Annotated in this window: 25 protein-coding genes; 11 read left to right on the top strand and 14 right to left on the bottom strand. The window is 67.2% G+C overall.

Annotated features, from left to right (window positions below; all coding sequences use genetic code 11):
* Positions 1-3 precede the first annotated feature (3 nt).
* Positions 4-465, top strand: coding sequence for an SET domain-containing protein (locus DB31_RS26145; RefSeq protein WP_044192443.1), 462 nt, complete (start codon positions 4-6; stop codon positions 463-465).
* A 6-nt stretch (positions 466-471) separates the two neighbouring features.
* Here the strand turns inward: DB31_RS26145 and DB31_RS26140 are convergent, their stop codons facing one another.
* Positions 472-1,017, bottom strand: a complete 546-nt coding sequence (locus tag DB31_RS26140; protein WP_052420243.1) for an SET domain-containing protein — start codon at positions 1,015-1,017, stop codon at positions 472-474.
* A gap of 37 nt (positions 1,018-1,054) precedes the next feature.
* On the opposite strand from DB31_RS26140, the gene DB31_RS26135 reads away from it, so the two are divergent.
* A complete protein-coding gene (locus DB31_RS26135; protein WP_063769263.1) occupies positions 1,055-2,521 on the top strand; it encodes an SET domain-containing protein-lysine N-methyltransferase in 1,467 nt (488 codons plus the stop codon).
* Here DB31_RS26135 and DB31_RS26125 read toward each other — a convergent pair whose 3' ends face one another.
* Positions 2,522-3,199 (bottom strand): hypothetical protein, encoded by a 678-nt coding sequence (locus tag DB31_RS26125; protein WP_044192441.1) that lies wholly within the window; start codon positions 3,197-3,199, stop codon positions 2,522-2,524.
* A 150-nt stretch (positions 3,200-3,349) separates the two neighbouring features.
* On the opposite strand from DB31_RS26125, the gene DB31_RS26120 reads away from it, so the two are divergent.
* The gene (locus DB31_RS26120) at positions 3,350-3,802 is read left to right on the top strand and encodes a DUF2267 domain-containing protein (protein ID WP_044192439.1); all 453 of its coding nucleotides are present in this window, start codon (positions 3,350-3,352) and stop codon (positions 3,800-3,802) included.
* Positions 3,803-3,837: 35 nt separating this feature from the next.
* Positions 3,838-5,433 carry an NAD(P)/FAD-dependent oxidoreductase gene (locus DB31_RS26115; protein ID WP_052420242.1) on the top strand — a complete coding sequence of 532 codons (1,596 nt, stop codon included), beginning with the start codon at positions 3,838-3,840 and terminating at the stop codon, positions 5,431-5,433.
* Between the two features lie 80 nt (positions 5,434-5,513).
* On the opposite strand, the gene DB31_RS26110 is transcribed toward DB31_RS26115, so the two are convergent.
* Positions 5,514-5,906 (bottom strand): hypothetical protein, encoded by a 393-nt coding sequence (locus tag DB31_RS26110; RefSeq protein ID WP_044192437.1) that lies wholly within the window; start codon positions 5,904-5,906, stop codon positions 5,514-5,516.
* A 250-nt stretch (positions 5,907-6,156) separates the two neighbouring features.
* Here DB31_RS26110 and DB31_RS26105 point away from each other — a divergent pair, with 250 nt between their 5' ends.
* Entirely contained in the window at positions 6,157-6,384 is a 228-nt protein-coding gene (locus DB31_RS26105) for a hypothetical protein (protein WP_044192435.1), read from the top strand.
* A gap of 52 nt (positions 6,385-6,436) precedes the next feature.
* Here the strand turns inward: DB31_RS26105 and DB31_RS26100 are convergent, their stop codons facing one another.
* A complete protein-coding gene (locus DB31_RS26100; RefSeq protein ID WP_157232177.1) occupies positions 6,437-6,766 on the bottom strand; it encodes an aminotransferase class I/II-fold pyridoxal phosphate-dependent enzyme in 330 nt (109 codons plus the stop codon).
* Between the two features lie 150 nt (positions 6,767-6,916).
* Between DB31_RS26100 and DB31_RS26095 the strand changes: the two genes are divergently transcribed.
* A complete protein-coding gene (locus DB31_RS26095; RefSeq protein WP_044192432.1) occupies positions 6,917-8,350 on the top strand; it encodes a serine/threonine-protein kinase in 1,434 nt (477 codons plus the stop codon).
* Here the strand turns inward: DB31_RS26095 and DB31_RS26090 are convergent.
* The gene (locus DB31_RS26090) at positions 8,290-9,279 is read right to left on the bottom strand and encodes an FHA domain-containing protein (protein ID WP_169787099.1); all 990 of its coding nucleotides are present in this window, start codon (positions 9,277-9,279) and stop codon (positions 8,290-8,292) included. The genes DB31_RS26095 and DB31_RS26090 overlap by 61 nt on opposite strands.
* Positions 9,280-9,768: 489 nt before the next feature.
* Between DB31_RS26090 and DB31_RS26085 the strand changes: the two genes are divergently transcribed.
* Positions 9,769-10,497, top strand: coding sequence for a hypothetical protein (locus tag DB31_RS26085; RefSeq protein ID WP_044192428.1), 729 nt, complete (start codon positions 9,769-9,771; stop codon positions 10,495-10,497).
* 78 nt (positions 10,498-10,575) lie between these two features.
* Here DB31_RS26085 and DB31_RS26080 read toward each other — a convergent pair whose 3' ends face one another.
* A complete protein-coding gene (locus tag DB31_RS26080; RefSeq protein ID WP_169787098.1) occupies positions 10,576-12,000 on the bottom strand; it encodes an SBBP repeat-containing protein in 1,425 nt (474 codons plus the stop codon).
* Between the two features lie 653 nt (positions 12,001-12,653).
* On the opposite strand from DB31_RS26080, the gene DB31_RS26075 reads away from it, so the two are divergent.
* Positions 12,654-15,908, top strand: coding sequence for a hypothetical protein (locus DB31_RS26075; protein ID WP_044192427.1), 3,255 nt, complete (start codon positions 12,654-12,656; stop codon positions 15,906-15,908).
* 236 nt (positions 15,909-16,144) lie between these two features.
* Here the strand turns inward: DB31_RS26075 and DB31_RS26070 are convergent, their stop codons facing one another.
* Positions 16,145-16,987 (bottom strand): SDR family NAD(P)-dependent oxidoreductase, encoded by an 843-nt coding sequence (locus DB31_RS26070; protein ID WP_044192425.1) that lies wholly within the window; start codon positions 16,985-16,987, stop codon positions 16,145-16,147.
* A 47-nt stretch (positions 16,988-17,034) separates the two neighbouring features.
* Positions 17,035-18,267, bottom strand: coding sequence for an amidohydrolase family protein (locus DB31_RS26065; protein WP_044192423.1), 1,233 nt, complete (start codon positions 18,265-18,267; stop codon positions 17,035-17,037).
* 95 nt (positions 18,268-18,362) lie between these two features.
* Here DB31_RS26065 and DB31_RS51315 point away from each other — a divergent pair, with 95 nt between their 5' ends.
* Positions 18,363-18,485, top strand: a complete 123-nt coding sequence (locus DB31_RS51315) for a hypothetical protein (protein ID WP_276203650.1) — start codon at positions 18,363-18,365, stop codon at positions 18,483-18,485.
* Between the two features lie 15 nt (positions 18,486-18,500).
* Here the strand turns inward: DB31_RS51315 and DB31_RS26060 are convergent, their stop codons facing one another.
* Positions 18,501-19,889 carry an FAD-binding oxidoreductase gene (locus DB31_RS26060; RefSeq protein WP_276203649.1) on the bottom strand — a complete coding sequence of 463 codons (1,389 nt, stop codon included), beginning with the start codon at positions 19,887-19,889 and terminating at the stop codon, positions 18,501-18,503.
* A gap of 49 nt (positions 19,890-19,938) precedes the next feature.
* On the opposite strand from DB31_RS26060, the gene DB31_RS26055 reads away from it, so the two are divergent.
* Complete coding sequence (locus tag DB31_RS26055) at positions 19,939-20,520, top strand: DJ-1/PfpI family protein (protein WP_044192420.1); 582 nt, start codon at positions 19,939-19,941, stop codon at positions 20,518-20,520.
* Position 20,521: 1 nt separating this feature from the next.
* Here the strand turns inward: DB31_RS26055 and DB31_RS26050 are convergent, their stop codons facing one another.
* Both DB31_RS26050 and DB31_RS26045 read right to left on the bottom strand, forming a co-directional pair.
* Entirely contained in the window at positions 20,522-21,070 is a 549-nt protein-coding gene (locus DB31_RS26050) for a hypothetical protein (protein ID WP_044192418.1), read from the bottom strand.
* A gap of 33 nt (positions 21,071-21,103) precedes the next feature.
* Positions 21,104-22,183 carry an MBL fold metallo-hydrolase gene (locus DB31_RS26045; protein WP_044192417.1) on the bottom strand — a complete coding sequence of 360 codons (1,080 nt, stop codon included), beginning with the start codon at positions 22,181-22,183 and terminating at the stop codon, positions 21,104-21,106.
* Positions 22,184-22,388: 205 nt separating this feature from the next.
* On the opposite strand from DB31_RS26045, the gene DB31_RS26040 reads away from it, so the two are divergent.
* Positions 22,389-23,597 (top strand): hypothetical protein, encoded by a 1,209-nt coding sequence (locus tag DB31_RS26040; RefSeq protein ID WP_044192416.1) that lies wholly within the window; start codon positions 22,389-22,391, stop codon positions 23,595-23,597.
* 30 nt (positions 23,598-23,627) lie between these two features.
* On the opposite strand, the gene DB31_RS26035 is transcribed toward DB31_RS26040, so the two are convergent.
* The 3 genes from DB31_RS26035 to DB31_RS26025 are packed head-to-tail and all read right to left on the bottom strand — an operon-like array spanning position 23,628 to position 26,739.
* Positions 23,628-24,779, bottom strand: coding sequence for a carboxylate-amine ligase (locus DB31_RS26035; protein ID WP_044192415.1), 1,152 nt, complete (start codon positions 24,777-24,779; stop codon positions 23,628-23,630).
* 2 nt (positions 24,780-24,781) lie between these two features.
* Positions 24,782-25,792 (bottom strand): ATP-grasp domain-containing protein, encoded by a 1,011-nt coding sequence (locus DB31_RS26030; protein ID WP_205628567.1) that lies wholly within the window; start codon positions 25,790-25,792, stop codon positions 24,782-24,784.
* Positions 25,789-26,739 carry a hypothetical protein gene (locus tag DB31_RS26025; RefSeq protein WP_157232175.1) on the bottom strand — a complete coding sequence of 317 codons (951 nt, stop codon included), beginning with the start codon at positions 26,737-26,739 and terminating at the stop codon, positions 25,789-25,791. Before DB31_RS26025 ends, DB31_RS26030 begins: the two co-directional genes overlap by 4 nt.
* Between the last annotated feature and the right edge of the window lie 57 nt (positions 26,740-26,796).

Here is a 26,796-nt window from a genome sequence, read left to right as displayed (position 1 = left end):
TCCATGGCCCTTCCGCTAGAGGTCCTCCACGATGAGCAGCTCGGCCAGCGCTCTCTCCGGAGCCTCCGCGCTTTTGCTGCGGGGGAAGTGCTCACACCGTTTCGCGCTCTGGCCACGTACGATCGCCCGGCCCAGCTGACGCTCCAGGTCTCCGAGGACGAGCACATCACGCTCTTGCCCTCGGTCCTCACGTTTACCAATCACAGCTGCCATCCCAACGCCTTCTTCGACGTCGAGCAGTGGCAGGTGGTCGCGCTCAAGCCCATCGCAGCGGGCGAGCCGATCACCTTCTTTTATCCCTCGACCGAGTGGACGATGGCGGAGCCCTTCGACTGTGCCTGCGGGAGCCCTCACTGCCTCCGGAGGATCGCCGGGGCTTCGCAGCTGCCGGAGCACTCGCTCCAGGGACAGCGCCTCAACCCCCACATCACGCGGCTCCTACAGCGGGCTTCGCGCCAGCGCTGAAGGCGCTCAGACCTTCTGCCGCTCCTCATGGATGCGCCTCTCCAGGAAGGGCGAGAAGTGCCCCGCGTACTTCTCCTGGAGATCCGCCCGCCTCCAATCCTGCGCGCTCAGGGCCTTCCGGCACAGAGGGCTGCCGCACTTGCAGGCCCAGTTCTCGGAGTAGGACACCTCGGGCTCATAGTCGAACCAGGTGGCGAACTCCGTGGTGATCTCCTCGCCCGCCTGGATGGGGCGCCGAGCCACTATGGTCACCTCATCAATGAGCCAGGCCGTCGGATCGCACGAGTGGTTGAGGTAGACATCCAGGGCCTCGCGGGTGTCCGAGCGGGGGAGGGCGAGGTACTCGGCCTCGCTGATGGCGACCACCGTCTCGGCCCGGTACTGGGAGTAGTCGATGGTCTTCCGGTCCACCACCTGGCCGCCCCAGACCATGAGCACGGTGCCCTCGGGGATGTCGCGGGTGGCGAAGAGCCCTTTCCCGTCGATGGGCGAGGGCTTGACGCTCACGCGCTCATCGGCCCAGGTGTGAGGCAGGTAGCTCTTCCGACTCATGATTCTCCCGCTGAGAAAGCACCCCTATCATGCGCCCATGAAACTGTGCGTGCTGTTCCCCTCCTACGAGCAGTCCAGCTCCCCGTTCAAGGGGTTCGATCCGGTTCAGGATCCCTCCCGGTTGATGCCGGAGCAGGACTGGGAACGGAGCCCGATCCACAAGGCCACCGCCGTGCAGACGGTCCGGAAGCTGGCCCAGCGCGGCTTCGACGTCTTCATCAACATGTGCGATGCGGCGTGGGATGAGGATCTGCCGGGGCTGGAGGTGGTCATCGAGCTGGAGCGGCTCGGCGTAGCGTACACGGGCCCCACTCCGGAGTTCTATGAGCCGACCCGACAGTGGCTCAAGGGCGTCTGTCACCGCATCGGCGTGGACACGCCTCGGTATGCGTTCGCCGGCCAGCGCGCCGAGGCCGAGCGGGCCGCCAAGGCGCTGCGCTTCCCGCTGATCGTCAAGCACCCGAACGGCTACGGCAGCATCGGCCTGACCCAGGGCTCCCGGGTCGAGACGCGCGAGGCGCTGCTCGACAGGGCCGAGCACATGGTGTCGCAGTACGGGGCCGCGCTGATTGAAGAGTTCGTCGAGGGCCCCGAGTTCACCGTGCTGGTCGCCGAGCCCGGCATCGGAGAGCTGCTCCCCCGGGTCTACATCCCCATGGAGATCCGCTTCCCCGAGGGAGAGACCTTCAAGCACTTTGATCTCAAGTGGTCGGACTATGAGCAGATGGGCATGCGGCGTGTGGCGGATCCGGTCCTGGAGGGGCGGCTGAGGCAGCTGGCCCAGCGCGTCTTCACCGCGACGAAGGCGGTGGGGTATGCGCGCCTCGATGTCCGCATGGGGCCGGACGGGCGGCTGTTCCTGCTGGATGTGAACCCGTCCTGCGGCGTCTTCTACCCACCGGGTGAGTTCGGCAGTGCGGACCTCATCCTCTCGCAGGATCCCGCGGGGCAGCGAGGCTTCCTGGAGCACATCATCGCGTGCGCCCTGCGCCGTCAGGCGGCACGCCGTCCCCGGTTCCGGACCGAGTACGGCCAGCCCGGTGGCTATGGCCTGGTGGCCGCGATGAACCTGGCCGCCGGTGAGCGCATCCTCGTGGGCGAGGAGCGTGCCCACGTCCTGGCGAGCCGTCAGCACCTCGAGAAGACCTGGGCCGATTGGCAGCGCGCGATGCTGCCGCAATGGGCGTATCCGGTCTCGGAGGGCGTCTTCGCGGTCGGAGGCGAGGCTCCTCAGGAATGGTCGCTCCTCAACCACTCGTGCGATCCGAACGCCTGGAACGAGGGACTCGACTGCGTGGCGCGCCGGCCGATCCAGGAGGGAGAGCCCATCACGATCGATTACGCCACCCTCTATGGACCGGGGATGGCGGAGTTCCGGTGCGAGTGCGGCAGTCCGCGGTGCCGCGGCGTCATTCGTGGCGCGGACCACCTGGAGCCGTGGATCGAGGAGCGGTACGGCGATCATGTCTCGCCGTACGTGAGGCAGGCGCGGGCCCGCCGCTGATCAGAAGCATCCCGAGAGCCCCGTGAAGAAACCTCCCTGGGGCGTCGCGCCGAGGAGGGGCACCATGCGGGGACCCGTGCTGGCGGAAGGGCCCGGCCCCGCCGCGCTGGCGCTGCGCAGGTTGAAGGCATGCGAGAGCTCATAGCCCACGACGGCGCCAGTGATGGGCCAGAGGATGAGGCTGACGATCCATCCTGCGGTGCTCCCCGTGGCGTACCCCGAGAGGAAGCCAACGCCTGTGCCCAGCACGCTGCCGGCCATGGTGGGGAGAAGCTCGCCCCGGCCCGACATTCCGTCGGCGAAGCCTTCGACGCCGTAGGGGATACCCACGAAGGCGGCGGGGACCATGACGAAGAGGAGCGGGAGGAGGCACACCTCGCCCGACTTGCAGTTCACCTCGCGGAGCGCGGGCGCTCCTGAGAGGAGGCCCGAGAGTCCCATGACCGCGCCTCCGAGCACGCCTCCGGTCGACTCCACCAGGATGCGCGAGAAGATCGGATCGGGAGGCAGCTCGTTCTCGGGCCGGTACTGGTAGGGGATGCTCTCGCCCTGGGGCAGTGGGGGGGGAGAGGGTTCCTCCTGGGGCAGTGGGGGAGGGGTGAGTTCCTCGGGAGCTTGGGCCGCCGAGACGCTCCCCATGAGCAGGGAGAGGCTCAGCACGAAGGGGTGGAATCGCACCCGGCCAGTCTACGCCCGGACAGGCAGACATGCGGCCCGCTTGATGCGTACCGCTCCTCCAAGAGCCGCGGGGGCCCTTGGCGTCCTGGCTGCTGCTGTCCGTGCCTGGGGCCCCCAGGGTGAAGAGAGCGCAAGCCAGGAGAAGCCAACATGCAAGACCAAGAGATGACGCAGTCGTGGTCCGGTCTGGGGGTTGGGACGGATCGGGAGACCTTCTTGAGGCATGTCGCCCAGCAGCTTCCGGATTACTCCGCCGAGCAGGCCGTCGAGGCCGTGTTCTGTGCGCTGACCCAGCGGCTGCCAGGAGGAATCGTCCAGCAGCTCATGGAGCAGCTCACGCCAGACGTGCGCGAGCTGGTGGGGCGCTGCCAGAAGCGCGGTGATGCGCCGCCGACGAAGCTCGACCGGGACGACTTCTACCTGCATGTGGCCAACCACCTGAACGCCGAGCCGGAGAACATGCGGTTGGTGCTCCACGGCGTCTTCGCGGCGCTCCACACGCAGATCACCGAGGCCGAGTCCGAGAAGATCGCCAGCCAGCTCCCCGACTATGTGAAGGGCACGTGGCTGAACTCGCGGCGAGGCGTGGATCGGCCGTACTGAAGCCCCGGGCCTGCGGGTAGGCTAGGAGGCCTCTCATGACCTTGGATGCCAGCTCGCAGCTCCTGAGTCTCGCCCACCGGAAGTCGGAGCTCCGGGAGGTGCGCCGCGACGATCTCGTGGAGCTCCGTGCCGCCGCCACCGGCCTGGTCGATGGCCACGGACGCACCACGCCCGCGCTCCAGGAGGCGCTCTACGAGATAGAGCGGCTGCTCCGGCCTCGCTTCGACCCCGGGGCCGCCGCTGCCTTCCAGAGCTGGGTGGCCAGCGTCGGAGCCCGGATGCGCGGCCTCATCGCGATGCCTGAAGAGGAGACGCCGTACTGGCAGCTCCTCCCCAACCCCCTGGCGGCCTATCGCTCCACGCCCGAGCTGCCCACGGAGGTCGACCTGCTCATCATTGGAGCGGGCCTCACGGGGGCGTCGGCGGCCTACCACGCCCTTCCGCTGGTGCAGGCGGGCCAGCGCGTCGCCGTGGTTGACCTGGCGGATCCGGCCAGCCAGGCCAGTGGACGGAATGGCGGCAACTTCGAGCTGATCCCCGAGAACTTCCTGGGGCCCTACGAGGGGCTCGTCCGGGAGCGGTACAAGTTCCTGCGGGTGACGCGCCCGGGGCTGCAAGAGGCGGAACTTCGCGAGCAGGCGGAGCGGCAGGCGAGGCTGGTGGTGGGCTTCGGGCTGCGCAACAGCGAGCGCTTCCGCCGGATCGTCACCGAGGAGCGGATCGACTGTGACTACTCGCCCCACGGCTGGCTGCGCGTCGCGGAGACCGCCGAGGAGGAGGTCGCGCTGAGGGAGGAGGTGGCGCTCGTTGGGAACGAGGAGTTGCTGGTGTACTGGAGCCCCGAGAAGATCTTCGCGGAGGTGGGGCTGCGATCCTATTTCGGCGGCCGGTGCGCGCCCAAGAGCGGCAACTACCACCCGCGCAAGTTCGTCTGTGGCGTGCTGGGCAAGGCCCTGGAGCGGGGCGTGGGGCTCTACACCCGGGTGCGCGTTGACAACATCGTGACGGGGGCGGGGCCTGATCCCATTGTCTGCACCTCGGAGGGAGATATCCGCGCCCGGCGGGTGATCGTCGCGACCAACGCGTTCACCTCGCACCTGTTCCCCGAGCTCGAGCAAATCGCCTGCTTCCAGAGCCAGATCCTCAACCTGGAGCACGTCGAGGATCGCCTGAAAGGGATGACGGTCACCGAGAAGAAGGGGGATCTCTATTACAACTTCCCTGGTGCCTCGCGGTACGTGGACGCGCAGGGCGTGCGGCGCGGCATGCTGCACGTGGGCGGAGGGCTGGATCGGCCCGCGCCTCCGCCGGAGGATCTCCAGCGCTCGATGGCGGTGCTGGGACTGGTGAAGGCTGGGACGGACCGGCGCTTCCCGGACACGCGGGGACAACCTCCCTCGCGCGTGTGGACAGGGCCCATGGCCTTTACGCCCGACCGGCTGCCGGCGCTGGGCTTCTTCCGCCGCAGCGGGGCGGATCCCCAGAGCCTCGTGGTGGCCGCGGGCTTCAACGGGTACGGGGGCAGCTACTGCGTGGAGGCCGGGTACACGGCCGTCGAGATGCTTGCGGCAGGGCGGGCGCTCCCGGAGGTGCCCGAGGACGTCTTCTCGCCCCACCGCCTGCTGCTCTGAACCCCGCAAATGGAACAGGCGCGAGAGGAGAGGGGGCCCTCCTTCCCGCGCCTGACCGGGACTTCAACGCCGAGCGGAGCTCAGTCCTCCCAGGCGTCGTTCTCGAACTTGAAGGACGCGCCGATCTTCGAGACGATCTGGTTCATGAAGTGATCGTCGCCGATCTTCTTCGTCTGCTGCTCAATGACGGCGTCCTTGAGGGCGCTCTTGATGGCCTCGGTGGTCGCCTCTTCGCTGGCGTTCGGGTGCGCCTTGATCCACTCGGTGATGGCCTTCTCCGCCTTCTCACCCGCGGGCTTCGTGTACTTCTCGCCCATGTCCTTGCCGTAGACGTCCTTGGCCTGGGCAAGAGCCTCCTGCATCTCCGGCGTCAGCTTGAACTGGCCGTTCTGCAGCAGATCCTTAGCCTCGAAGGTGGCAGACGCGGCCTGCTGCGTCCCCGTCCCTGCACTGCGAACTCCATCGACACCCATGATGAGCCTCCTGCAATCTTTTAAAAAGAACCGCTATCCCAGGGATTCTCGCCTGATCCTGAGAAGAGTTGCCTGGACTTCACCTCTACGGAGGCAAGTACCCGATCTTCCAGGGGTTGTTCGTCCATGGCCCGGAGCGTCATTTCTTGCACGGAGGAATTCCCGGAAACTTTCCTGAGCGGTGCGTCGATACTCAGGGCGGATACGGATGTGCCCAGAGCTGGGTGACTGCCTCGCGGAGATTTCGATCATGTCGCGCAACATCAGCAAATTCGACACGCTCGACGCGCTCAGCTCGCTGTACAGCAACGATGCGACCAACGAGCTGAAGGCCCACCTGGACAAGCTCCCGCCGGAGCAGAAGAACCTGGTGTCCGTGCAGCTCGAGCTGCAGCGCATGCAGGAGCTGACGCAGCTGATCGGCACGGTGATGAAGGACGATCAGGAGAAGTCCGTCATCCAGAACTTCGCGGTCTGATCTTCCCTACGGAAGGTGTTGAACGCCGCCCCGCCGACCGGGCCCAGCGGCGTCAGACGCCGCTGCCGAACGCGCTCGACAGGTAGGCCCGGGAGTCGGCGATGGACTCGTCGATGATGCGGGTCGCCTCGCAGGCGTCCTCCGGCTTGTGGTTGGCTTGCACCTGCAAGCGGAAGCGCGAGGAACCCGTCGGCGTCACCGGGAACTCCACCATGAACGCCAGCACGCCCCGGTCGAAGATCAGCCGGTTGGCGGTACGCGCCAGCTTCTCGTTGCCGATCAGCAACGGGACGATGGGGGAGGGCGAGCCCATGCACGTCAACACCCGCCGCGTCAGCTCGTCCCGCAGGGCGTGAATCGCCTGGAAGAGGCGCCCGCGCAGCTCGTCGCCTCGGACCGTGAGGCCAGGAAGCTGCCGTTGGACGCGAAGATCTTCGAGAAGGCTGGGCGGGCGCGCGCCGACGGGAGCAGCCGACGCCTGCGCAGGGTGAGTGACGAGAACCTACCTTGGAGGTAGGATGACCAAGAGCCTATGCCGAACTCCTTCCAGCCCTCGCTCCACCCTGCGGCGCTTCCTCCCGGCACCCCCGTGGGCCCCTTCCGTGTCGTGGGTTGGGCCGGCCGCGGCGTCAACGGCGCCGTGTACCGCGCCGTGCGCATCGGCCATGAGCACCTGCCGCCCGTGGCCCTCAAGGTCGCCGTGCTCGCCGAGGACCCGCGCTACCAGCGCGAGCAGGACCTGCTGTTCCGCTCGCTCCACCCGCACATTCCCCAGCTCATAGGCACGGGCCACTGGGTGAGCCCCTCCGGCGCCCGGCACCCCTTCATCGCCATGGAGTGGGTGGATGGCGTGACACTCTACGAGTGGGGCCGCGTGCACAGCCCCTCGGCGGCGCAGCAGTTGCGGCTCCTGGCCCAGGCGGCGCTCACCCTCCAGTACCTCCATGCCCAGGACGCGCTCCACCGGGACTTCAAGGGCGACAACCTCCTGGTGCGCCGCTGGGACAGCCGCCTGTTCCTCATGGACTTTGGCTCCAGCATCTCCCCCGGCGCCGACACCCTCACTCCGCAGCAACTGCCTCCGGGCACTCCGGCGTACCGCTCCCCCGAGGCCTGGCTCTTCAGCCTCGACGCGCGCAACGCCTCCGAGCGCTACCAGGCCCGGCCCGCGGATGATGTGTTCGCCCTGGGCGTCACCGCCTGTGTGCTCGCCACCGGCAGGTACCCGGAGATGGGTGTGCCTCGGAAAGACGTGAAGGGACGCGCGGTGCTGGATGCGCTCAAGCTGCCGCGCGCCTTGTTCTCCGCCCAGGTGGCGCCGCCGCTGCGTGAGCTGATTCTGCGCATGCTCACGATTCTGCCTGAGCAGCGCCCCACGGCGGCCGAGCTGGTCCCCGCGCTGGAGCGGGCAGCGGATGCGCTGCACTCCGCGTCCCCGAGCGTGCCCGAGCCCGAAGCAGACCGAGGGGGAACGCGGGAGGCTCCACTCTCCACCTCCGGGCCCGTGTGGCGGCCGTGGCTCGTGGTGGCCGCGGGCGCCCTGGGCCTGTGGGCCGGAGCCCTCGTGCAGCAGGAGCCGCCGCCGGTTCGCGAGGAGCCTTCCCAGGCTACCGCCGCCGTGCCCCTGAGCGCCACGCAGGAAGCGGCCAAGACGGAGACTGCGGGGCTCGGGGAGGCGGCCTCGGATCTGCCACAGCAGGTCCCTTCGCCCGGCTCGGAGCGCGCGGTGGCCGAGAGCCTCCCCGAGCTCTCCGAGGGACAGGCCCAGCCCGACAAGAAGGGCCGCTGCCCTCACCCCCATCAGGTGGTGCTCAACGGAGGCTGTTGGGGGCGCCTGAAAGGGAGCCGAGGGGAGTGTGAGGCCGTGAATGGCCAGATGTACCAGCAGGCGTGCTACGTGCCCGTCTATCCCGGCAAGCAGGGGCGTCCGTCCACCTCAGGCGCGGGCCTGCCCCCTCCACGGTAAGAATCCGCCTCTGCCTGCCTCAATGGGAGGTCATCGCCACGAGTGGTGAACAGGCGCTCGATGGATTCTGAGCAATCACTGTCGGCGGATCTGGGCGTGCGCTCACTGCCAACTGGTTGGCAGTGTCGATCCGGGCCGGTGGCTGGTACCAACTGGTTGGCAGTGTCGATCGGTCGGTTCCGAGCGAGAAATAGGTGCTCTACGACGACATGGCTTTGGAGCGAGTCATTCGACGTGGATCGCCCTTGGCTCAATCGTCCGGACTCGCCCAGCACCGTCACCAGCACGTCGGTGGGTGCCACCTTCTGCAGCCGCTTCACCAGCTCCCTCATGGACGGATCCCTGCCCACAATCCCGTCGAAGGGCGCTGACTGCGGGTCATCAGACACCGGCTCGGACACCAGCTCCGTCTCGCCCACGCGCAGCACGGTGTTCAGCGGCACCTTCGCCTCGAACAGGCGCACCCCGTCCAGGAGCGTGCCGTTGGTGGAGTTCAAGTCCTGCACGTGGAAGCCCTTCTCCCCCTGTGTCACCCGCAGGTGCCGGCTCGAGATGAACTTGTCCTGGATGACCACCTCGTTGCTCGGGTCCTTGCCCACGGTGATGCTGCCGGAGCCCAGCGGATGGAGTTGCTCGGTGTTTCCTTGCTTCACGCGCAGCTGGGCGGGAGCGAGGCGCTCCTGCGGGAGTTCGGGGGACTGAAGGTGGGTGCGGCGGCCGGTCTGGGTGGGCGCCGCCTCGGCCGCAGTGCCCCGCTCGCGGAATATCGCGCGCCACGCGCCCAGCTGCAGGTCCATTTCATCCGGCAGCTCGCCAACTCCGGCATGGCCCCACCTGATGCAGGCTCTCCCGTTATAGGCGAGGTGCCCGGTGGACGCTGCCAACCGGTAGGTACCGTGAAGCGGCTGCTTCCGACTGGTCGGAACCATGAAGCGGCTGCTTCCGACTGGTCGGAACCATGAAACGGCGCTTCCGACTGGTCGGAACCATGAAACGGCGCTTCCGACTGGTCGGAACCATGAAACGACGCTTCCGACTGGTCGGAACCATGAAACGGCTGTTGCCCACCGGTGGGTACCGTCGACGGGCACAGTCCGCGATCGCGGACGGTCCCTGTCGTGTGCGGCAAAACCTACTCCAGTGAATTCAACAGGTTGGCACCATGCGTCGAGGCGCCCGGAGCTGCCACCTTTCGCGCAAGCCCTTGTCATTCCAGCGCTTTTTGGGGGGGCCGTCTCCCAACGCGGACGAATCGTCCGCGATCGCGGACTGTGTTGGGGGGCCTCTGCGCTCAAGTGCCTGTTTTCACTGGATGACAGTGATTGGTACGGAACCTGCCATGGGGGGGCTCAACCGCAACGTCCCAAACGCTCGCGGCCGGGAACGCAATCATGCGTGCCCAGTAGGGGAAACCTCCCATGTTCAGCCTGTTGAAGTTCAAGGAAGCCGCTCGTACCACCTCGGTGAGCACCGACGTCCAGCGCACCGCCATCCCGGAGGGCACCACGTTGGAACAGCTGGGCGCCGAACTGCGCCAGCTGTACGCGAATGAGAACACTGACCACCACCGGATGGGCGAAATCTACAACCACATCGTGGACAAGAAGCTGGCGGAGAAGGCCGGGTACAAGGACGCGCGGGACTACTTCAGCCAGCAGTTCGCGGACCTGTCGCAGTCGGTGCTGAGCATGTACGGGGCGGTGGCCGCGGAGTTCAGCGAGCCGGTGGCGCGGCGCTTCGGCGTCACCTGCCTGTACCTGCTGCTGGGCTACACGGAGGCAGCGGGCCTGGAGCCCCACCGCGCCGAGCCGGGCCCCACCCTCATCGACGTGCCGGACGAGAAGGGGCATGTCACCTCCAAGCCCTTCGGGCAGTGCAGCATGGAGGAGATGCGCCGGGCGCTGCGGGGCAAGCGCAAGCCGGCCTCCAGCAAGCCACTGCCGCCAGAGGTGGAGGCGCGCGCCGAGCGGTACGCCGAGGCGGTGGCTCAGCGCTTCCCGCAGGGCAAGGGCACTCGGGTGAAGGTGGTGGTGCGCAACGAGAAGGGCAAGGCGGTGATGGACTTCAAGGGCGTCCCCGAGGACCAGTTGGAACTGCTGGCCGAGGCGCTCCTGGCGAAGCCGCCGTCCGCGCCCCCGGTGTCCTAACGCCAAGCCGTTGAACCCAGGCCCCGCGTTCCTGCACCGAGGGACGCGGGGCTGTTTCTTTCGCAGGTACGCCGCCGCTCAAGGGATGTTCAACTTCGTGATGAAGGCGTCCGTCGCGCCGCCGGCGTAGGAGTAGACATTGGTCGGAAAGTTGCCCGAGTTGGTATCGCCTGTGACGTAGACGTTCTTCGAGGAGTCCAGCGCGATCTCCCGCCCATATTCCGAATAGCTCCCGCCCAGATAAGTGGAGTACCCGATCGCGTTTCCCGAGGGGCTGATCTGGGTGATGAAGGCGTCATGTCCACCCCAGTTGGTGGGCTGGAACGCATTGGATGTCACGGGGAAGTTCGTGGAAGAGGTATGCCCCGCCACGTAAGCCGTGCCTGAGCTGCTGTCCACCGCGATGCTTCCATAGGCATCTTCGTTGCCACTCCCCCCCAGATAGGTGGCGTAAGCAAGCCCTCCCGAGGGATACAGTTTCGCCACATAGCGGTCGAAGGCTCCACCGAATGCTGTCTGGGCCGCGCCGGGCGTCACCGGGAAGTTGCTCCCCGTGATGCCCGTGACGTAGGTGTTGCCAGCGCCATCGGCCGCGATGCCAATGCCATAACTCTGGCCACCCGGGCTGCCCAGATAGGTTGAGTAGATCAACCCCGTGCCTGAGGCGTTCAGCTTGGTGATGAAAGAGTTCGGGCCACCGGGAGGGGTGGACTGAACCGCGTTCCAGACGGGATAGTTGAACGATGCGGTCCAGCCCGTCACGTACGCATTTCCTGAACCATCCACCGCGATGTCTTGAGTGGTCTCGTGTTGCGTTCCGCCGAAGGCGATACTGTAGACAAAGGCCGTGCCACCCGAGTTCAACTTGCTGACGATGACGTCGACACCCTTGGCGCTATCGCCGGAATATTGTCCCAAGAGGTAGGCATTCCTCAGGGAGTCCACGGCGACGCCATTGAGCACCCACGGCACGGTGTTGTAGTAGACGAATGCCGAACCACTGGGATTCAGCTTCGCCACGATGCTTTGGCCGTTCGAGATCTCCGCGACGACGTAGGTGTTTCCAGAGCTATCCACTGCGATGTCTCTTGCGTCCCCATCGACAGAGAAATAGGTGAAATAAACAACTTGTCCCGTGGGGCTCATCTTGGCGACGAAGGGCTTGGCACCCCCGAATGAGGTGGTGGTGCCGACAACGTAGGCGTTACCCAAGGCGTCCGCCGCGACTGCGTAGCCCCAGTCATTTCCCGCGAAGCCCAGATAGGTCGAATAGCCCACGGTGGCGAGCGTTTGCGGAGCCTGAGGCTGAATCACGGCCTTGAAGGCACGGCAGGTGTCACCGCTGCAAGCAACGGTGGGATGCACCGCCAACGGCTCGGGCGACAACTCGCTGGTGACAACCGTCAAGAGCGCTCTGTCATCGTCGATGGGTCCACAAGAGCAGGCCAGGAGAGCGGCCACTGCAAATTGCACGGATTCCTTCAGGTGTCTTCCCCAGTTCATGATGGGTCCTCGCGCACGGGAGCGGTTCATTTCCGTAGGGCCGAGTGCTTGCCCCACGAACGAGATGAGCCCGCGAGGCGGAAAATCATGCAGATTTTCCGCCGCCAGCATGGGCGGTGGCCGTGGAATTCACCGGGCGGTCGAGGTCCAGCAGATGCCGGAGGGGTGATCCACCTCGTGGACTGCCGGATAGGCGCTCGTTCGCTCGCCTGGGACTCGTAGGGACGCTGACGCGGGCCGCCGGGGGCTGGGTCTGGATCTATCGCCATCCTCACTCTTCCCTGAGGAGGACTTTCTCGATGAAGCGTGAGCGTCTGCTGTGGGCATGGGGGTGGGTGACCCTCGGGATTGGAATCGGATGGGCCGCCGCACGCGTGCCGTGGGGTTCTCTCTCCCGCCGCAGGACGGGTCTCGGGCCGGCCCTGGAAGGCCCTGCCGAGAGCTGGCGGGGAAGTGGTCTCGCCGAGGACGTAGGGATGGACCTCCCGCGGGGTGAGGAGGGCCGGCCCGAAGAGATCAAGCAGCGCATGATGGAAGAGGCCGCGCGCGAGCTGGGGCTGCCCGAGCCCAACGAGCGGCGGTGATTCCAGGGGTGTTGACTTGGCAACAGTGCAGCGCCGAGCATCGCTGGGACACCCTGCATTGGAGTTCCCATGACGAGGCGGGCACTGCTCGCGGCCATCGCGGCTCTGTGGATGAGCTGCTCCTCGAAGACACCAGAGGCGACTTCGGTCAGGCCCGCGCAGACGGGCGAGGCGTGCATCCCCGAGGTGCCACGCGAGCAGCCCGCGCTTCCATGGAAGGACGTGGAGCAACTGTGCGCGCAGGCGGATCGCGGCCAGCCCTGGCCCGGGGCGGTGCCTCCGCTGGGGCCCGATTGGCTGCAGCAGTCGGACGCCTATGCGCTCCGGGTGAGGGACTTCCTGCGCAAGCTGGAGTACCGGCAGGCGCCGTACGCGTGGCTGAAGGACTCGACGTGGCGGCTCACCGGAGAGTTCGAGGGCTGCCCGTGCCCCGGTGAGTCCAAGAACTGCGGCGTGAACAAGGGGCCACACCCCGCCGTGCGCATCTACTACTCGCCGGAGGTCATCGCCTGGATGTGCAAGTACCGCCGGGGCGAGCACGAACTCCCGAACGCGGAGGACCTGCCGGTCGGGGCGATGATCATCAAGGAGATGATCGACCCGGGACAGGTGAACCTGGCGCGCGTGCCCGGCTCGGACGAGCTGTGGATCGCGCCGATGCCGGGCAAGCCCGCGAGCTGGTACGACGACGCGTTCAGCTCCTGGACGGTCGTCATCAAGGCGCCCGAGGCTTCGGCGGATGGGTGGTACTGGGCCTTCTTCGACAAGTCGAGCACGAGCAACCCACCCCTCTGGGACCGCACCGCGTTCGCGATGAAGCCGTACCCGGGGGAGGGGGGCAAGCCCGTGACGGCGCCTCCGCTGGCCAACCCGTGGCTGCCGACCTACTGGGGCTACTCGGTGAACGACGTGCAGTTCCCCAACTACGAGTTCGGCAACTACTGCGTGTACTGCCACGCGTCGGCGCAGGGGCAGTCGACGTTCTCGAGCTTCACCAACCTGCTGGGCCAGGAGATCCTCTACAAGTGGAGGCCCCAGCCCGCCTCGCCCAAGGACTTCGATGATCACCTCAAGGGAGCCATGGCGCAGGCCCCGGCGGCCCCCCAGAACAAGGAGCAGACCCAGATGGCGGGGCCTTTCCCGCTGCCACGCGAGTGGGGAGACCCGCTGCCCGGCTTCCGCCAGACGTTCCCGGAGCTGAACCCTCCTTTTGAGGAGGTCTGGGCCACGCGGCTGCCCGCGCAGACGTATGACCACGCGGTGTCTCGGCTGGGCGTAAAGGGGGTGCCTCCTCGCGAGCACCAGTTCCTGACCTCGGACCAGTGCCAGGGCTGCCACGAGGCGGGCGGCTCCGGGCAGCTGAAGCTGCCGTACATGGTGCGGGAGGTGAACCAGACACAGGTGGACCTGTCGGAGTGGGCGGAGTGGAGCGCCTCGCCCATGGGGCTCGCGGGCCGCGATCCCATCTTCCACTCGCAGCTGGAGCTGGAGCGCAACATCGCCACGGGAGAGCCGGGGCTGGCATCGATCAAGGACTGCATCGACAACACGTGCCTGCACTGCCATGGGGCCCCCGGGGCGCGGCAGTACAACATCGACACGGAGGGGAAGGGACCCGCGGGGGATCCGTGCGCGGCGTTCCTTCCTCCCAAGGCCGAGCGCGCGGAGACGAACTACGCGGGCGCCCTCTTCACGCAGGAGATGGTGTTCGCGTGGCGGGACGAGCGCCCGGAGCACGCGAAGTACGGCGGGCTGGCGCGGGATGGGGTCAGCTGCACGATCTGTCACCACATCGCGGACAAGGATCTCGATCCGAAGAACCTGTCGAAGACCTTCACGGGCAACTACCGGGTGGGGCCGCCGGACAAGCTTTATGGCCCCTTCCCGAACGAGTCCTCGAAGGAGGCGGTGCTCACCAAGCCGATGGAGAACGCGCTCAAGGTGACGCCCGAGCTCGGCAAGCAGATGCAGGGCTCGGAGCTGTGCGGCACGTGCCACACGGTGTTCCTGCCTGTGTTCACGGACCAGGGGAAGCTCGCGGGCACGTCCTATGAGCAGACCACGTACCTGGAGTGGCTGCTGAGCGACTTCACGACGCACAGGCCCGCGGGAGCGCCGGGAGGCAAGAGCTGCCAGGACTGCCACATGCAGGGCGACTACCACGGCCAGCCGATGAAGACGGGGATCGCCAACGTGCAGGACACGCGGTACCCGGCGGCGGACTTCCTGCTGCCCGCGGCGGAGGTGGACATCCCGGAGCGCCCCTACAACCGGCACAAGCTGTACGGGCTCAATGTGTTCCTCAACGCGTACGTGCAGCAGTACCCGCTGCTGATCGGCTACCGGCAGCAGGACTTCATGAACGGCAACGTGAAGGCGCCGCTGCTCACGGGGCTGGAGTCCGTGCTGGAGGTGGCGGCCAAGGAGACGGCGTCGGTGGGGCTGGATCGCGTGACCTGGACGCCCGAAGGGCTGGAGGCGGCGGTGACGGTGCAGAACCTCAGCGGCCACAATCTGCCGAGTGGCGTGGGGTTCCGGCGGCTGTTCCTGGAAGTGGCCGTGCTGGATGGGGCAGGGCAGCCGCTGTGGGCGTCCGGGCGGACGAACGAGATCGGCGTGCTGCTGAAGGGGACGACGCAGCAGGCCCTCCCGACGGAGTTCTGGCAGCCGGGGCGCGACGGGCTGCCGTTCCAGCCGCACCATCAGGTGATCACCGACGAGGGGCAGGCACAGATCTACGAAGAGGTGACCCAGAACGCCTCGCTGGTGTTCACCTCGAGCTTCCTGCACCGCTACTGGGAGCTCAAAGACAACCGGCTTCGGCCGCAGGGGTACACGCCGATGTGGGTGGAGGACCCGGCGCGGCGGCAGGAGTACGGAGCGGCGACGCGGCCAGGGCAGGGGCCCGAGCAGCACTGGTGGCCCAAGCCGGCGAAGCCGGAGCGGTATCGCAACCCGAAGTTCCCCGCCATCGAGCGCTACACGGACACGAAGGGAGATCCGGACTACACGCTGGCGGATCACCCGAGAGGGCTGCCGGGGACGGACTCGGTGGTGTACCGGATGAGGCTGAGCTCGGAGCAGCGGTCGGCCGCGAAGCAGGTGCGGGTCACGCTCTACTCGCAGAGCGCGCCGCCGCACTTCCTGAAGGAGCGCTTCGAGTACGCCGCGAAGCAGGGAGCGCAGCGCCGGGCCGCCACCCAGCTCTATTACATGGCGGGCTACCTCAACACGGACGCGGCGGGCCCGGACGGCGAGCCGTACCTCCAGGGCTACAAGCTGAAGGTGGGCCAGAGCGTGGTGCGGGAGGTGTCCAAGCCCTGAGCCTGCAGTGGACGGTTGTCAGGCAGGGGCCTTCTCGAAGGCTCCCTTGCGCCGCGTGTCCGCCCCCCATGCGGAGCCCCTTTTATAGTGACCGGCCGCGCCCAGCTTCCTTCTTTGGGCTACGTGAGCCCAGTGGAGTATGAGCGTTCGCCCTATCCAATGAATTGGCAGCCTAACCTCACTGTCCACTGAATCGGGGCAATCTCAGGTTCGGAGCAACGCGGGGCGGGACTCCTTCAGCCCTGTGATAGGGCTGAAGCTGGGGGCGGAGGAGGTAACAGGCGCGCGGTGGCTTCCCGTACGGCGCGCCGTGTGGCCTCGTTCTCGGCGACGGCGGGCCACGGCTGCTCTTGTTCCTCCATGAGCCAGCGGGCCTCTCCTGGAGGCGACCAGCGCTCGCGTGCGAGGATCCGTGTGAGTCGTGCAGCACAGACCTCGGGCGACTCCCAGCTGCGCTTGACGCGGGACAACAGCCAGCCGAGCAGCCCCGGGCGCGCCCCCAGGTCCGTGCGCACCACGCCCGGGTGCAGCACCACGACATCAGTGTTCGGGTGAGCGGCGGCAATGTCTCGCATGGCGAGGGCGAAGCAGAGCTTGGTGTTGCAGTAGGTGCGGATGCTGGAGAAGTCCTCGCCTGTGGGCGTCTTGGCGGCGTCGAAGCGACCCTTCACGATCAGGCCGGCGCTCACCAGCATGATGCGGCTGAGGCGCTTGGCGTCGAGCAGCGGTTGCTGCATGACCAGGGGCGCCAGGTGGTTGATGACGAAGGCCGTCTCGAGGCCCTCGGGGGTGAGCTCGCGCTTCGACGGCCACAGCCCGGCGTTGTGGATGAGCGTCGCGCCTGGGTGAGTGGTTTCCATGAGGCGCTGTCCCAGCGCCTGGGCTCCGTTCAGAGACGAGAGATCCCCTGGCACCGCGATGGCTTGGCCGCCTTTCTGCTCGATGGCGGCGACTAGCGCGTCCAGCCGTGCGCGATCCCGAGCGACCAGCACAAGGCGATCTCCACGCCGCTCGGCGAGGGCCAAGGTCAGGGCGTGGCCAATACCGCGGGACGCTCCCGTGAGGATCAGGTCAGCCATGGGGGGCAGCCTAGCAGGCCCGGTGGCGGGCCCAAGAGCCCCAGTTCTTACACGCCGCGGAGGAGTCCCTCGGGCAGCATGAAGGCGGAGGCGGGGAAGCGGTAGGTCTTGCCGTCCTTGTGCACCGCCAAGGTGCGCTTGAGGACGAAGTCGAAGAGCAGCGGGTTGTGGCGGTCCAGCTCGTTGAGCGCCCGCCGCTCGTCCGAGGTGATGTAGCCCAGATCTTCCAGCATCCCGGTGCGGATGAGGATGTTGATGGCCGGGAGTGGGTAGTCGCTGCCGTGGATCAGCCGAGAGTGGAGGTCCTCGCGCGTGAGCAGCCCGCGCAGAGGCTCGCCGCAGCGGTTGTTCTGGGTCAGGGCCGAGAAGTCCGCGTGCAACAGCTCCTTGGCACGCTCCTCCTGCGCCAGCCGCAGGAAGAGCTGGAAGTTGTCGACGGCAGTGCCCGGCTTGTCCAGGTCCTCGCTGCTGCCGAGGCTCGCCGCGTGCGCCACCACCACTTTGACCCCCGCATCCAGTGGGCGCCGCAGATACAGCGGGTTGCCGAGGGCCTGCGCATCCTCGGCCTCCACCGCCTGCTCCTCTCCCGCGTGGGTGATTAGCGGCATCTTCAGCTCGGTCAGCTTCCGGTAGAAGGCGTCACAGCGTGGCGAGCCCGGGTGGATGTTCATGGCGTTGGGGAGCCACTTCACGGCGCGCGCGCCCAGGGCGGCCACGCGCTCCAGCTCATCCACCGCATCCGGTCGGTAGGGGTGGATCGATGCGCCAGCCAGCACGTGCTGTGGGTTGTCCTGCGCGAGCTTCAGCACGTAGTCGTTGGGGGTGTGGAACTCGCTCAAGCTGGGCTGGGGCTTGCCTGCCTCGTCGTGCAGGTAGTCGAAGGCGAGCACCAACGCGCGCCCCCGCATCGGCGGCGTCTTGAGCAGCGACAGGAGCCGCTCGCGGTACTGGCGGTCCGGGTGTTCTCCGTCCTCCACCCCTGCCGCGTGGCGGTAGATGGAGAACTTCAGATAGGTGTGGGGATGCCGGAGGAACTGATCCGTGCGCGGGTTCACGTAGCAGCCCGTGCCATCGGTGCCGAGCCCCACCAGGTGCACGTGGCAGTCCACCATCCGCGCCGGGTCCACGCCCTCCCATGCCTTGTCCACCAGCGCTTGGGCCTCGGCGCTGAGCGGACTGTCCGGAGCGGAGCTGCGCGCCAACCGCGCCAGTCCCCACCGGGCTGACAGCGTGCTCGCGCCCAAGAGGCCCAGGGAGGAGAGGAGGGTTCGCCGATTCACGGCAGCGAGTCTACACGCCCAGCGCTGGGCTAGGCTGAGGCCTCATATGAAGCCCTGGCTCCCGAGAGCAGCGCGTCATCGTCGTGGGAAACCATGTGGAGCTGACCGGTCGCTTCAAGAGCGACGCGGAAGAGTCCCGGGCCAAAGCCACTCTCGCGCCCTACGCCCAATGGCTGGAGGAGCGGCTCGGGCTGCCCATTCTGGCGCCAGCGCAGTAGAGCCGGGAGCCATCCTCAGAGCATCTTGCCGGGGTTGAGCAGCCCCTGCGGATCGAGCGCGGCCTTGAGAGTACCGTGGAGCCGCGCTGTCTCGGGCCCGAGCTGCCGGGCCAGGTACGGGCGCTTGAGCGCGCCAACGCCGTGCTCTCCCGTGATGGTCCCGCCCAGCTCGCACGCGGCACGGAGGATGTCGTCGAAGGCTTCCTGGGCCCGCGCCACGGCGGCCGGATCGTTCCGATCGAAGACGAGGGTGGGGTGCATGTTCCCATCCCCCGCGTGCCCGAACGTGCCGATGAGCACCCCGCGTTGCTCGGCGATGCGCTCCACCGCCGCGAGCAGCTCCGGGATGCGCGACAGTGGCACGCCCACGTCATCGAGCAGCGTCGCCCCCTGCCGCTCCAGCGAGGGGTAGGCGAGCCGGCGCGCACCGAGCAGCAGCTCTCCCTCCGCCTCGTCCGCGGACTGCGCGACGAAGGTGGCCCCCGCCGCCTCACAGGCCGCCGCCATCCGGGAGCACTCCGTGACGCCCTGATCTCCTCCCGCATCCGAGCGGGCCAGCAGCAGCGCCGCGGAATCGACGTCCAGCCCCATGGGCCGGTAGGCCTCGACGGCACGGACCGTGGCCCGATCCATCAGCTCCAGCATCGAGGGCCGAGTGTGGGCCATGATCTCGGTGACGGCCGCGCCCGCCGCGACAAGCGTGGGGAACGAGGCCACCAGCGTCGTGGCCGGAGGAGGGCGCGGCCGGAGGCGCAGCGTGGCCTCGGTGATGATTCCCAGCGTGCCTTCGGAGCCGACGAACAGGCGCGTCAGATCGTAGCCCGCCACATTCTTCACCGTGCGGCCGCCGGTGCGGACCACCGAGCCATCCGCGAGCACCACCTCCAGGCCCATCGCGGCGTCCCCCGTCACCCCGTACTTCACACAGCACAGTCCTCCCGCGTTGGTCGCCAGGTTGCCTCCAATCGTGGAGAACTCCCAACTTGCGGGATCCGGCGCGTACCAGAGCCCCTGCTCCGCGGCCGCAGCCTTGAGCGTGGCGTTGATCACCCCGGGTTGCACCACGGCGAAGAGGCCGCGCCGATCCAGCTCCAGGATCCGGTTCATCCGCGTCAGGGAGAGGACGATGCAGCCCTCCACCGCGTTGGCACCTCCTGCGAGCCCCGAGCCCGCCCCTCGGGGGACCACCGGAACGCGGTGGGCGGAGGCGACCCGGAGCACGTCCTGGACCTCTCGGGTCGAGCCTGGGCGGACGAGTACGCGTGGCGTGCCGGCCTCGGCCCACGAGGCCTGATCCCGGCGGTGCGCATCCAGCACATCGGGGTCGGTCACGAGTCCCTCGGGCGGCAGCACACCCGCGAGTTCACCCAACAGGTTCTCGCTCATGGGCGCAGACGGTAGCATGCGCCCACGGGCATCCTGGCCCTGAAGTGCCCAACCCCGAGGAGGCTGTATGGCTGGCAAGAAGCTGCTGATGCTGGTGGGTGACTACGTAGAGGACTACGAGGTGATGGTGCCGTTCCAGGCCCTGCTCGCCGTGGGCCACACGGTCCACGCGGTCTGCCCGGACAAGAAGGCGGGAGAAACAGTCCGCACCGCCGTCCACGACTTCGACGGCGCCCAGACGTACAGCGAGAAGCCGGGCCACAACTTCGCCGTCAACGCCGACTTCGCCGAGATCGATCCCACCCAGTATGACGGGCTGGTGATCCCGGGCGGCCGGGCGCCGGAGTACCTGCGCCTCAACGCGAAGGTGCTCCAGGTGGTCCGCCACTTCGCCGAGACGCGCAAGCCCATCGCCGCCATCTGCCACGGCCTGCAGCTGCTCGCCGCCGCCGGGGCCCTCGAGGGCAAGCGCTGCACCGCGTACCCGGCCTGCGGCCCCGAGGTGACGCTCGCCCGTGGCACCTACGTCCAGGTCTCCGTGGATGACGCGGTGGTGGACGGCAACCTCGTCTCCGCACCCGCCTGGCCGGCGCACCCGAAGTGGATCGCCGCGTTCCTCCAGGTGCTGGGTACCCGCATCCAGCACTGAGCTACTTCGTCGGCTTCACGGAGAGACACAGCTCCTTGAGCTCGTCGAGGCGGGAGCTCGGCCCGGTGCAGTGTGCCTTCACCTGCACCTCCTTGCCGTTGCGGATCACGTCGACCGCATAGGTGTCGTACTCCGGGCCGATGACCACCAGGTAGCCGTTGGGCAGCTCTTTCTGCTCGCTGATGGACGCCTGCATGCCCCGAGGCCGCGCCGCGAGCACGGCCTCGACGGCCTTGTCCAGGTTGGTGACGGCGGTGAACTCGTCCAGCATCTCCACTGACACGCTGGTCTTGATCAGCGCTGCGTCCGGGGGCAGCGTCGCGACGTAGGTGGTGGTCCACTCGTCCCGCTTCTCCGTGGCGTCCGCGGGCATCTTGATCGTGTAGCCCTTTGCGTCGGACCGCTCCATCCACGTGCCTTGCCTTCCCCCAGACTTGCCGGAGGAAGACGTCTTCGCGCTCCCTGTGGATTTCTTCTCCTTAGCGGATGCAGGGACAGCGAGCAGGGCGGAGAGGAGGGTGGTGAGCACCAAGGCTTGAACGGACTTCATGCGGTCCTCATGGGCAACTGGGGAGAGCTGGCTTTAGCATCCCTTTGCCAGGGAGAGCGCGGGTTCTGCCGCAGTGACCTCTCGCCACCACGGTGTGGGTTGTTCGATATGCGAGGGTTCGCTGGCGGCTCCTAGGCGCGGTGTGAGCAATCGCACGCGTTGCTCCGTCGCCAGTCTGAGGAGCGTCTCGGCGGGCTCGTCCCACGCGTGAAGCGCCAGATCGAAGGTGCCCCAGTGGACGGGCAGCAGCGTCCCCCCGCCGAGCATCGCGTGCGCCTTGAGCGCATTCTCCGGCCCGAGGTGGATGCCGCCCCAGCTCTGATGCCACGCTCCCACCTCTAGCATCACCAGATCGAAGGGGCCTTGGCGCTGGCGGATCTCCTCGAACTCCGTCGTCAGCCCCGTGTCGCCGCTGAAGAAGACGCGGTGCTTGTCGGTCCTCACCACCCACGAGGCCCACAGCGTCTGGTTTCGGTCTCCCAAGCCTCGCCCAGAGAAGTGCTGCGCGGGCGTCGCGGTGAAGCTCACGGGGCCCACCGTGGCCTGCTCCCACCAGTCGAGCTCGGTGATCAGCTCCGGCGCCACGCCGAACGCCTCGAGCCGGGTCCCCACGCCCAGCGCGGTCACGAACGGCACCCGCAGCTTCGCGAGCGCCTGGATGGTGGAGCGGCACAGGTGATCGTAGTGGTCATGCGACACCAGCACCGCATCGAGCTTCGGCAGGGCCTCAATGGGCACTGGCGCGGCGTGGAAGCGCTTGGGCCCTGCGAAGCTCAGCGGGGAGGCACGCGGGCCCCACACGGGGTCGGTGAGGACGCGCGCGCCATCCAGCTCCAGGAGCAGCGTGCTATGGCCGAGCCACGTGACCCGGAAGCCGCTCGACGGCGGGCGGGTCCACGTCTCCAGCGGGCTCTCCAGGGGCAGCACTCCCGGAGGCGTCCGCTTCGCGCCCCCGAAGAAGAACTCCCCCAGCACCGGCAGCGGGTTGCCCTGGAGACCCGGCTCTACAGGTGCCGTGTTCCGGAAGCGGCCGTCGGTGAACTGCCGGGAGGACTGCGCTCGTTCGAGCCGGAGCCCCGAGAGACGACATCCAGAGCGATGGGAGGAAGGCATGCCCCATGTCTAACCGTCTTGCCTCGGGCATGAAAGCCGTTGTGCACCTCGCTGCCCGTCTCGATAAGCGCGCGGGTCCCTCCACAAGGCGACAGGGTTTTCAAGGATTGTCCGTTTCAGCAGTGAACTGTCCCGGCCCCTGAGCAAGCGACGGACCGTTGGGAGCCTGCTTGGGCGCCATTGGACACGTGCTAGCCTGCCCTCAATGCACGCAGATTTCCGACGCGTCTACAACCAGATCTTCTCCCCCACGTTCTACGAGCAATATCGCAACCGCCTCCAAGCGGTGGTGGGGCCTGTACCGTATCGCCTGGCGGAGTCGCCGCTGTTCATCCCTCCGGCCACGCGCGATCGCATCTTCGGCTACACGCGGGACATCATCGCCCAGCTGGCCGAGCCGCAGCGCCTGGCCGCCGCTCGCCGTGCCGTCCCGCCCGAGTACGACGTGCCTCGCCAGGACGAGGCCCCGGACGTGATGACCATCGACTACGCCGTGGTCCGCAACAAGGACGGCGAGCTGGACGGTCAGGTGGTGGAGCTGCAGGCGTTCCCGTCCCTGTTTGCCTTCACGATGATCCAGGCGCGCATCTTCAACGAGATGATGAACCTGCCGGGCGCCGACAAGGGCTTCCACTGCTTCGCCCCCGGGTATGACTACGACAGTGGCAAGGAGTTGCTGCGCCGCGCGCTGCTCGCGGGCCACAAGCCGGAAGAGGTGGTGCTGCTGGAGATCGAGCCGCAGAAGCAGAAGACGCTGCCGGACTTCGTGGCGACCCAGGAGCTCACCGGCATCGAGCCCGTCTGCGTGACGGAAGTCATTCGCGAGGGCCGCCAGCTGTTCCGCATGAAGGACGGCCGCAAGCTGCCCATCCGCCGCATCTTCAACCGGGTGGTTTTTGACGAGCTCCAGAAGAAGAACCCGCCCATGGCGTTCAAGTTCACGGATGACTTGGACGTGAGCTGGTGCCCGCACCCCAACTGGTACTGGATGTGGTCCAAGTTCTCGCTGCCGCTGATTGACCACCCGGCCGTCCCCAAGGCGACCACGGTGGCGCAGCTGAAGGAGCTGCCGGCGGACCTGGAGAACTACGTGCTCAAGCCGCTGTTCTCGTATGCCGGCGCGGGCGTGAAGGTGGACCCCACGCGAGAGGATGTTGCGAACATCCCCGCGGACCAGCGCGACGGGTGGATCCTCCAGAAGAAGATCACCTACGCGCGCGAGCTGTTCACGCCCGAGGGCATCGGCGTGGCCGCGGAGATCCGCGTGCTCTGCCTGAGGGACCAGGGCCAGCGCCTGCCCCAGCCCTTCATGAACCTGGTGCGGCTGTCCCGAGGGAAGATGCTCGGGGTGGACTTCAACAAGGGTCTGGACTGGGTGGGCTCCACCGTGGCGCTCTGGCCGAAGGCGGAGTAGGCCGCCCTCGGCGCAGAGGCCCTCGCCGGGCTACCCCACCTGGCTGACGGGCGCGGCCTTGGAGCCCACGCCGCGCATCGTCTCTTCAATGAGCCAGCGCACCACGGCGCGCGGGTCATTGTTGCTGTTCTTGAAGACCTCGAGCTGCCGCTCCGAGGAGGTGCCCTCTTTGAGGATGCGGCGCACGCTGGCCACCTGCTCCGAGGTCCCCAGCATGTCCGAGGCCTCGGAGACGAAGGAGATCATCTCCTCCAGCAGTTCGGAGTACGGACGCTCCTGCTGCTGGCCGAAGTCGATCAGCTTGCCCCGGATGCCGTAGCGGCTGGCGCGCCACTTGTTCTCCTCGACGAGCGGAGACATGTAGTGGCGCCAGGACTGGTTGCGCCGCAGCATCAGGTACAGCTGCGCCACCAGGGCCTGGATGAGCGCGACGATGCTCAGCTCCTGCTCCAGGCTGGTGGGCATGTCGCAGATGCGGATCTCCACCGTGTCGAAGACGTGGTGGACGCGCACGTCCCACCAGATCTTCTTCCCGTTGTCGATGCAGTTGGTCCGGATGAGCAGGTCCACGTACTCCATGAACTGGGAGTAGCTCTCGAACGTGGGCGGAATGCCCGTGCGCGGGAAGCGCTTGAAGATCATCGTCCGGTGCGACTGCTGGCCCGTGGCGCGCCCCAGCCAGAACGGCGACGAGGTGGACAGCGCCAGCAGGTGCGGCAGGAAGTAGCGCAGCTGGTTGGCCAGGGCGATGGCCGTCTGCTTCTCCTTGATGCCCACGTGGACATGGAGCCCGAAGATCAGGTTGCCGCGGGCGATGTCCTGCAGGTCCTGAACGATCACCTCGTAGCGAGGGTTCGGGGTGATCTCCTGGCTCTTCCAGTCGCTGAACGGGTGGGTACCCGCCGCGACGATGTTCATGTTGCCCTTGCGCGCCAGGCGGTCCAGCTCGAGCCGCATCTCGGTCAGCTCCGAGCGCACCTCGTGGACTGTCTTGCAGATACCCGTGCCCACCTCGACGACGGACTGGTGCATCTCGGCCCGGACGCGCTCGCGCAGCACTGCCTTGCCATCATCCAGCAGCTTGGAGATGTACGAGCGCAGCTCGCAGCTCTGCGAGTCGACGATCTGGAACTCTTCCTCGACACCCAGCGTGAACTGACCATCCAGCAGGGAAGACGCCATGGTTATGACCTCCTCGCGGTAGCAGCGGCAGCGGCGCGTGGCGCGGCGGCGGGAGTGGCCGCCGGGGGAGCCGCCGGGTGGGACGACTTCTTCTCCAGGTAACGCTGCCACGAGTGGCCCGCGTCATTCTTGCGGCCCTCGCGCGCGGCGGTGATGCACAACTCCGTCATCTTCTCCAGGCACCACTCATAGTTGTCCGGGAGGATGTGGTGTGGATACATGTCCGGCGCCGGGTTGGTGAAGTCGATGGCGTAGGGCACGCCGTCCTTGATGGCGAACTCCACCGAATTCATGTCGTAGCCCAGCGCGCGGTTCAGCTCGCGGGCGTAGTCGATGATGCGGGCCTCGAGCGCCGCGGGCAGGAAGTTCTTGTCCGGCAGGTAGCCGCGGTTCTTCACGCTGTAGCGGATCATCCGCACGTGATCGCGGCCGATGACGAGGCAGCGCACGTAGTCATCGAACTCGATGAACTGCTGCAGCGTGAGCACCAGCTGGCCCGACTCGTTGTAGACGCGCATGAGCTCGTCCATGGAGTCCACGCGGTTCACGTTGCGCCAGCCGCCGCCGTCCGCGGGCTTACAGATGGCCGGGAACCCCACGTAGCGGGCAATTCCCTCCCAATCGAGCGGATAGACGAGGTTGTTGAGCGAGCGGTTCGGGTCGATGGCCGGGATGTACTCGCGCTGGGGCAGCATCACCGTGCGGGGCACGGGAACGCCGATGCGCTGGGCCAGCGAGAAGCCGAAGAACTTGTCGTCCGCCGAGAACCAGAACGGATCGTTGATGCAGTAGGTGCCGGCCAGCATCGCCGCCTTGAGGTGGAACCGGTAGAACGGCACCTCGTGGCTGATGCGGTCCACCAGCACGTCGTACTTCTTGGTGAAGTTCTCCGGAGTGGCGTCGATCTTCGCCAGCTCCGCCTCGAAGCCGGGCACCGCGTTGATGCGCTCAATGAGCGCCATCGGGAAATGGTCCCACTCCATTCCCGCCAGGATTCCAATCTTCTTGTTCACGAGTTGCTCCCCACCGTTGCAGCCGCTTCCGTAGGACGGCCAAACGCGTCCAGTCCCAATGCGGCATCGTAAGTTGGCATCTCCACCTGGGCCCAGTCGTGCTCCTGAGCCATGGCGTTGAACGAGCGCGCCAGCCAGCCCGGCAGCAGCAGCGCGTAGGTGCGCGCCAGGCGGGTGGGATCGTCGATCGTCTTGGTCATCCGCTTGTAGATGAGCTCGCCGTAGGTCTCGATGACGGCCTTGGCCTGCTCGGGGCGCTCCAGCCAGTTCAGCACGCCGGGGCGGTCCGCCTCGGGGTGGAAGATGGTGCCCTCGATGCCCCGGGAGAACTGGAACGCCATGAGCCCGCGGCCCTTGGTGTGGCCGTCGCGGCTCTCGCGGGCCAGCAGCGTGCCGCCCAGCTCCTTCAGCCGCTTCTCATCCAGGTCCACCGCCTGCCAGCTGCGGTGCTCCCAGACGAAGAGCCGGTCCCCGAACGGGGCGAACATGGAGTGCGCCAGGCCCTCCTCGGTCGGGTACACGGGCATGATGCCGAACTTGCGCTCGCGCGGAATCATGGACGCCACGCCGAAGTGCATCACCGCGATCTCGAACGAGTAGCAGACCGCGAAGGCGGCTGGCGCGGAGGGGCCGTGCTGCAGCTGCCCCTCGACGATGCGATCGAAGAACTTCCGAATGCCGGTGGCCCAGGACTCCTTGAAGCCGTCTACCGGGGCATCCGGCCCGCCCGTGCTCAGGTACAGATCGCAGTCGGTGGGGGGCGCCTCGCCCAGGTTGCGCGGCTGGACGTGCGAGGTCGTGATCGAGAGGTGAGGGTTCCGGGCCCGAACGCGCTCCCCAAAGGTGGCGATGATGGAGCGGAACGAACGGATGGCCTGGTTGGCCACCCCGTTGTTCATGTCGATGAGACCTATGCGAAGGGGACGGGAGCGGCCGGCGTGTGTCATGTACCCCTCGTCTACCTGTTTTTACGAGGCAGTGAAAAGGGGTACCCCTCCTCCAAG

Source organism: Hyalangium minutum (assembly GCF_000737315.1).
GTDB classification, from domain to species: domain Bacteria; phylum Myxococcota; class Myxococcia; order Myxococcales; family Myxococcaceae; genus Hyalangium; species Hyalangium minutum.
Note: the sequence above shows the minus strand (reverse complement) of the source record. Positions and strands in the feature narration are given on the sequence as shown.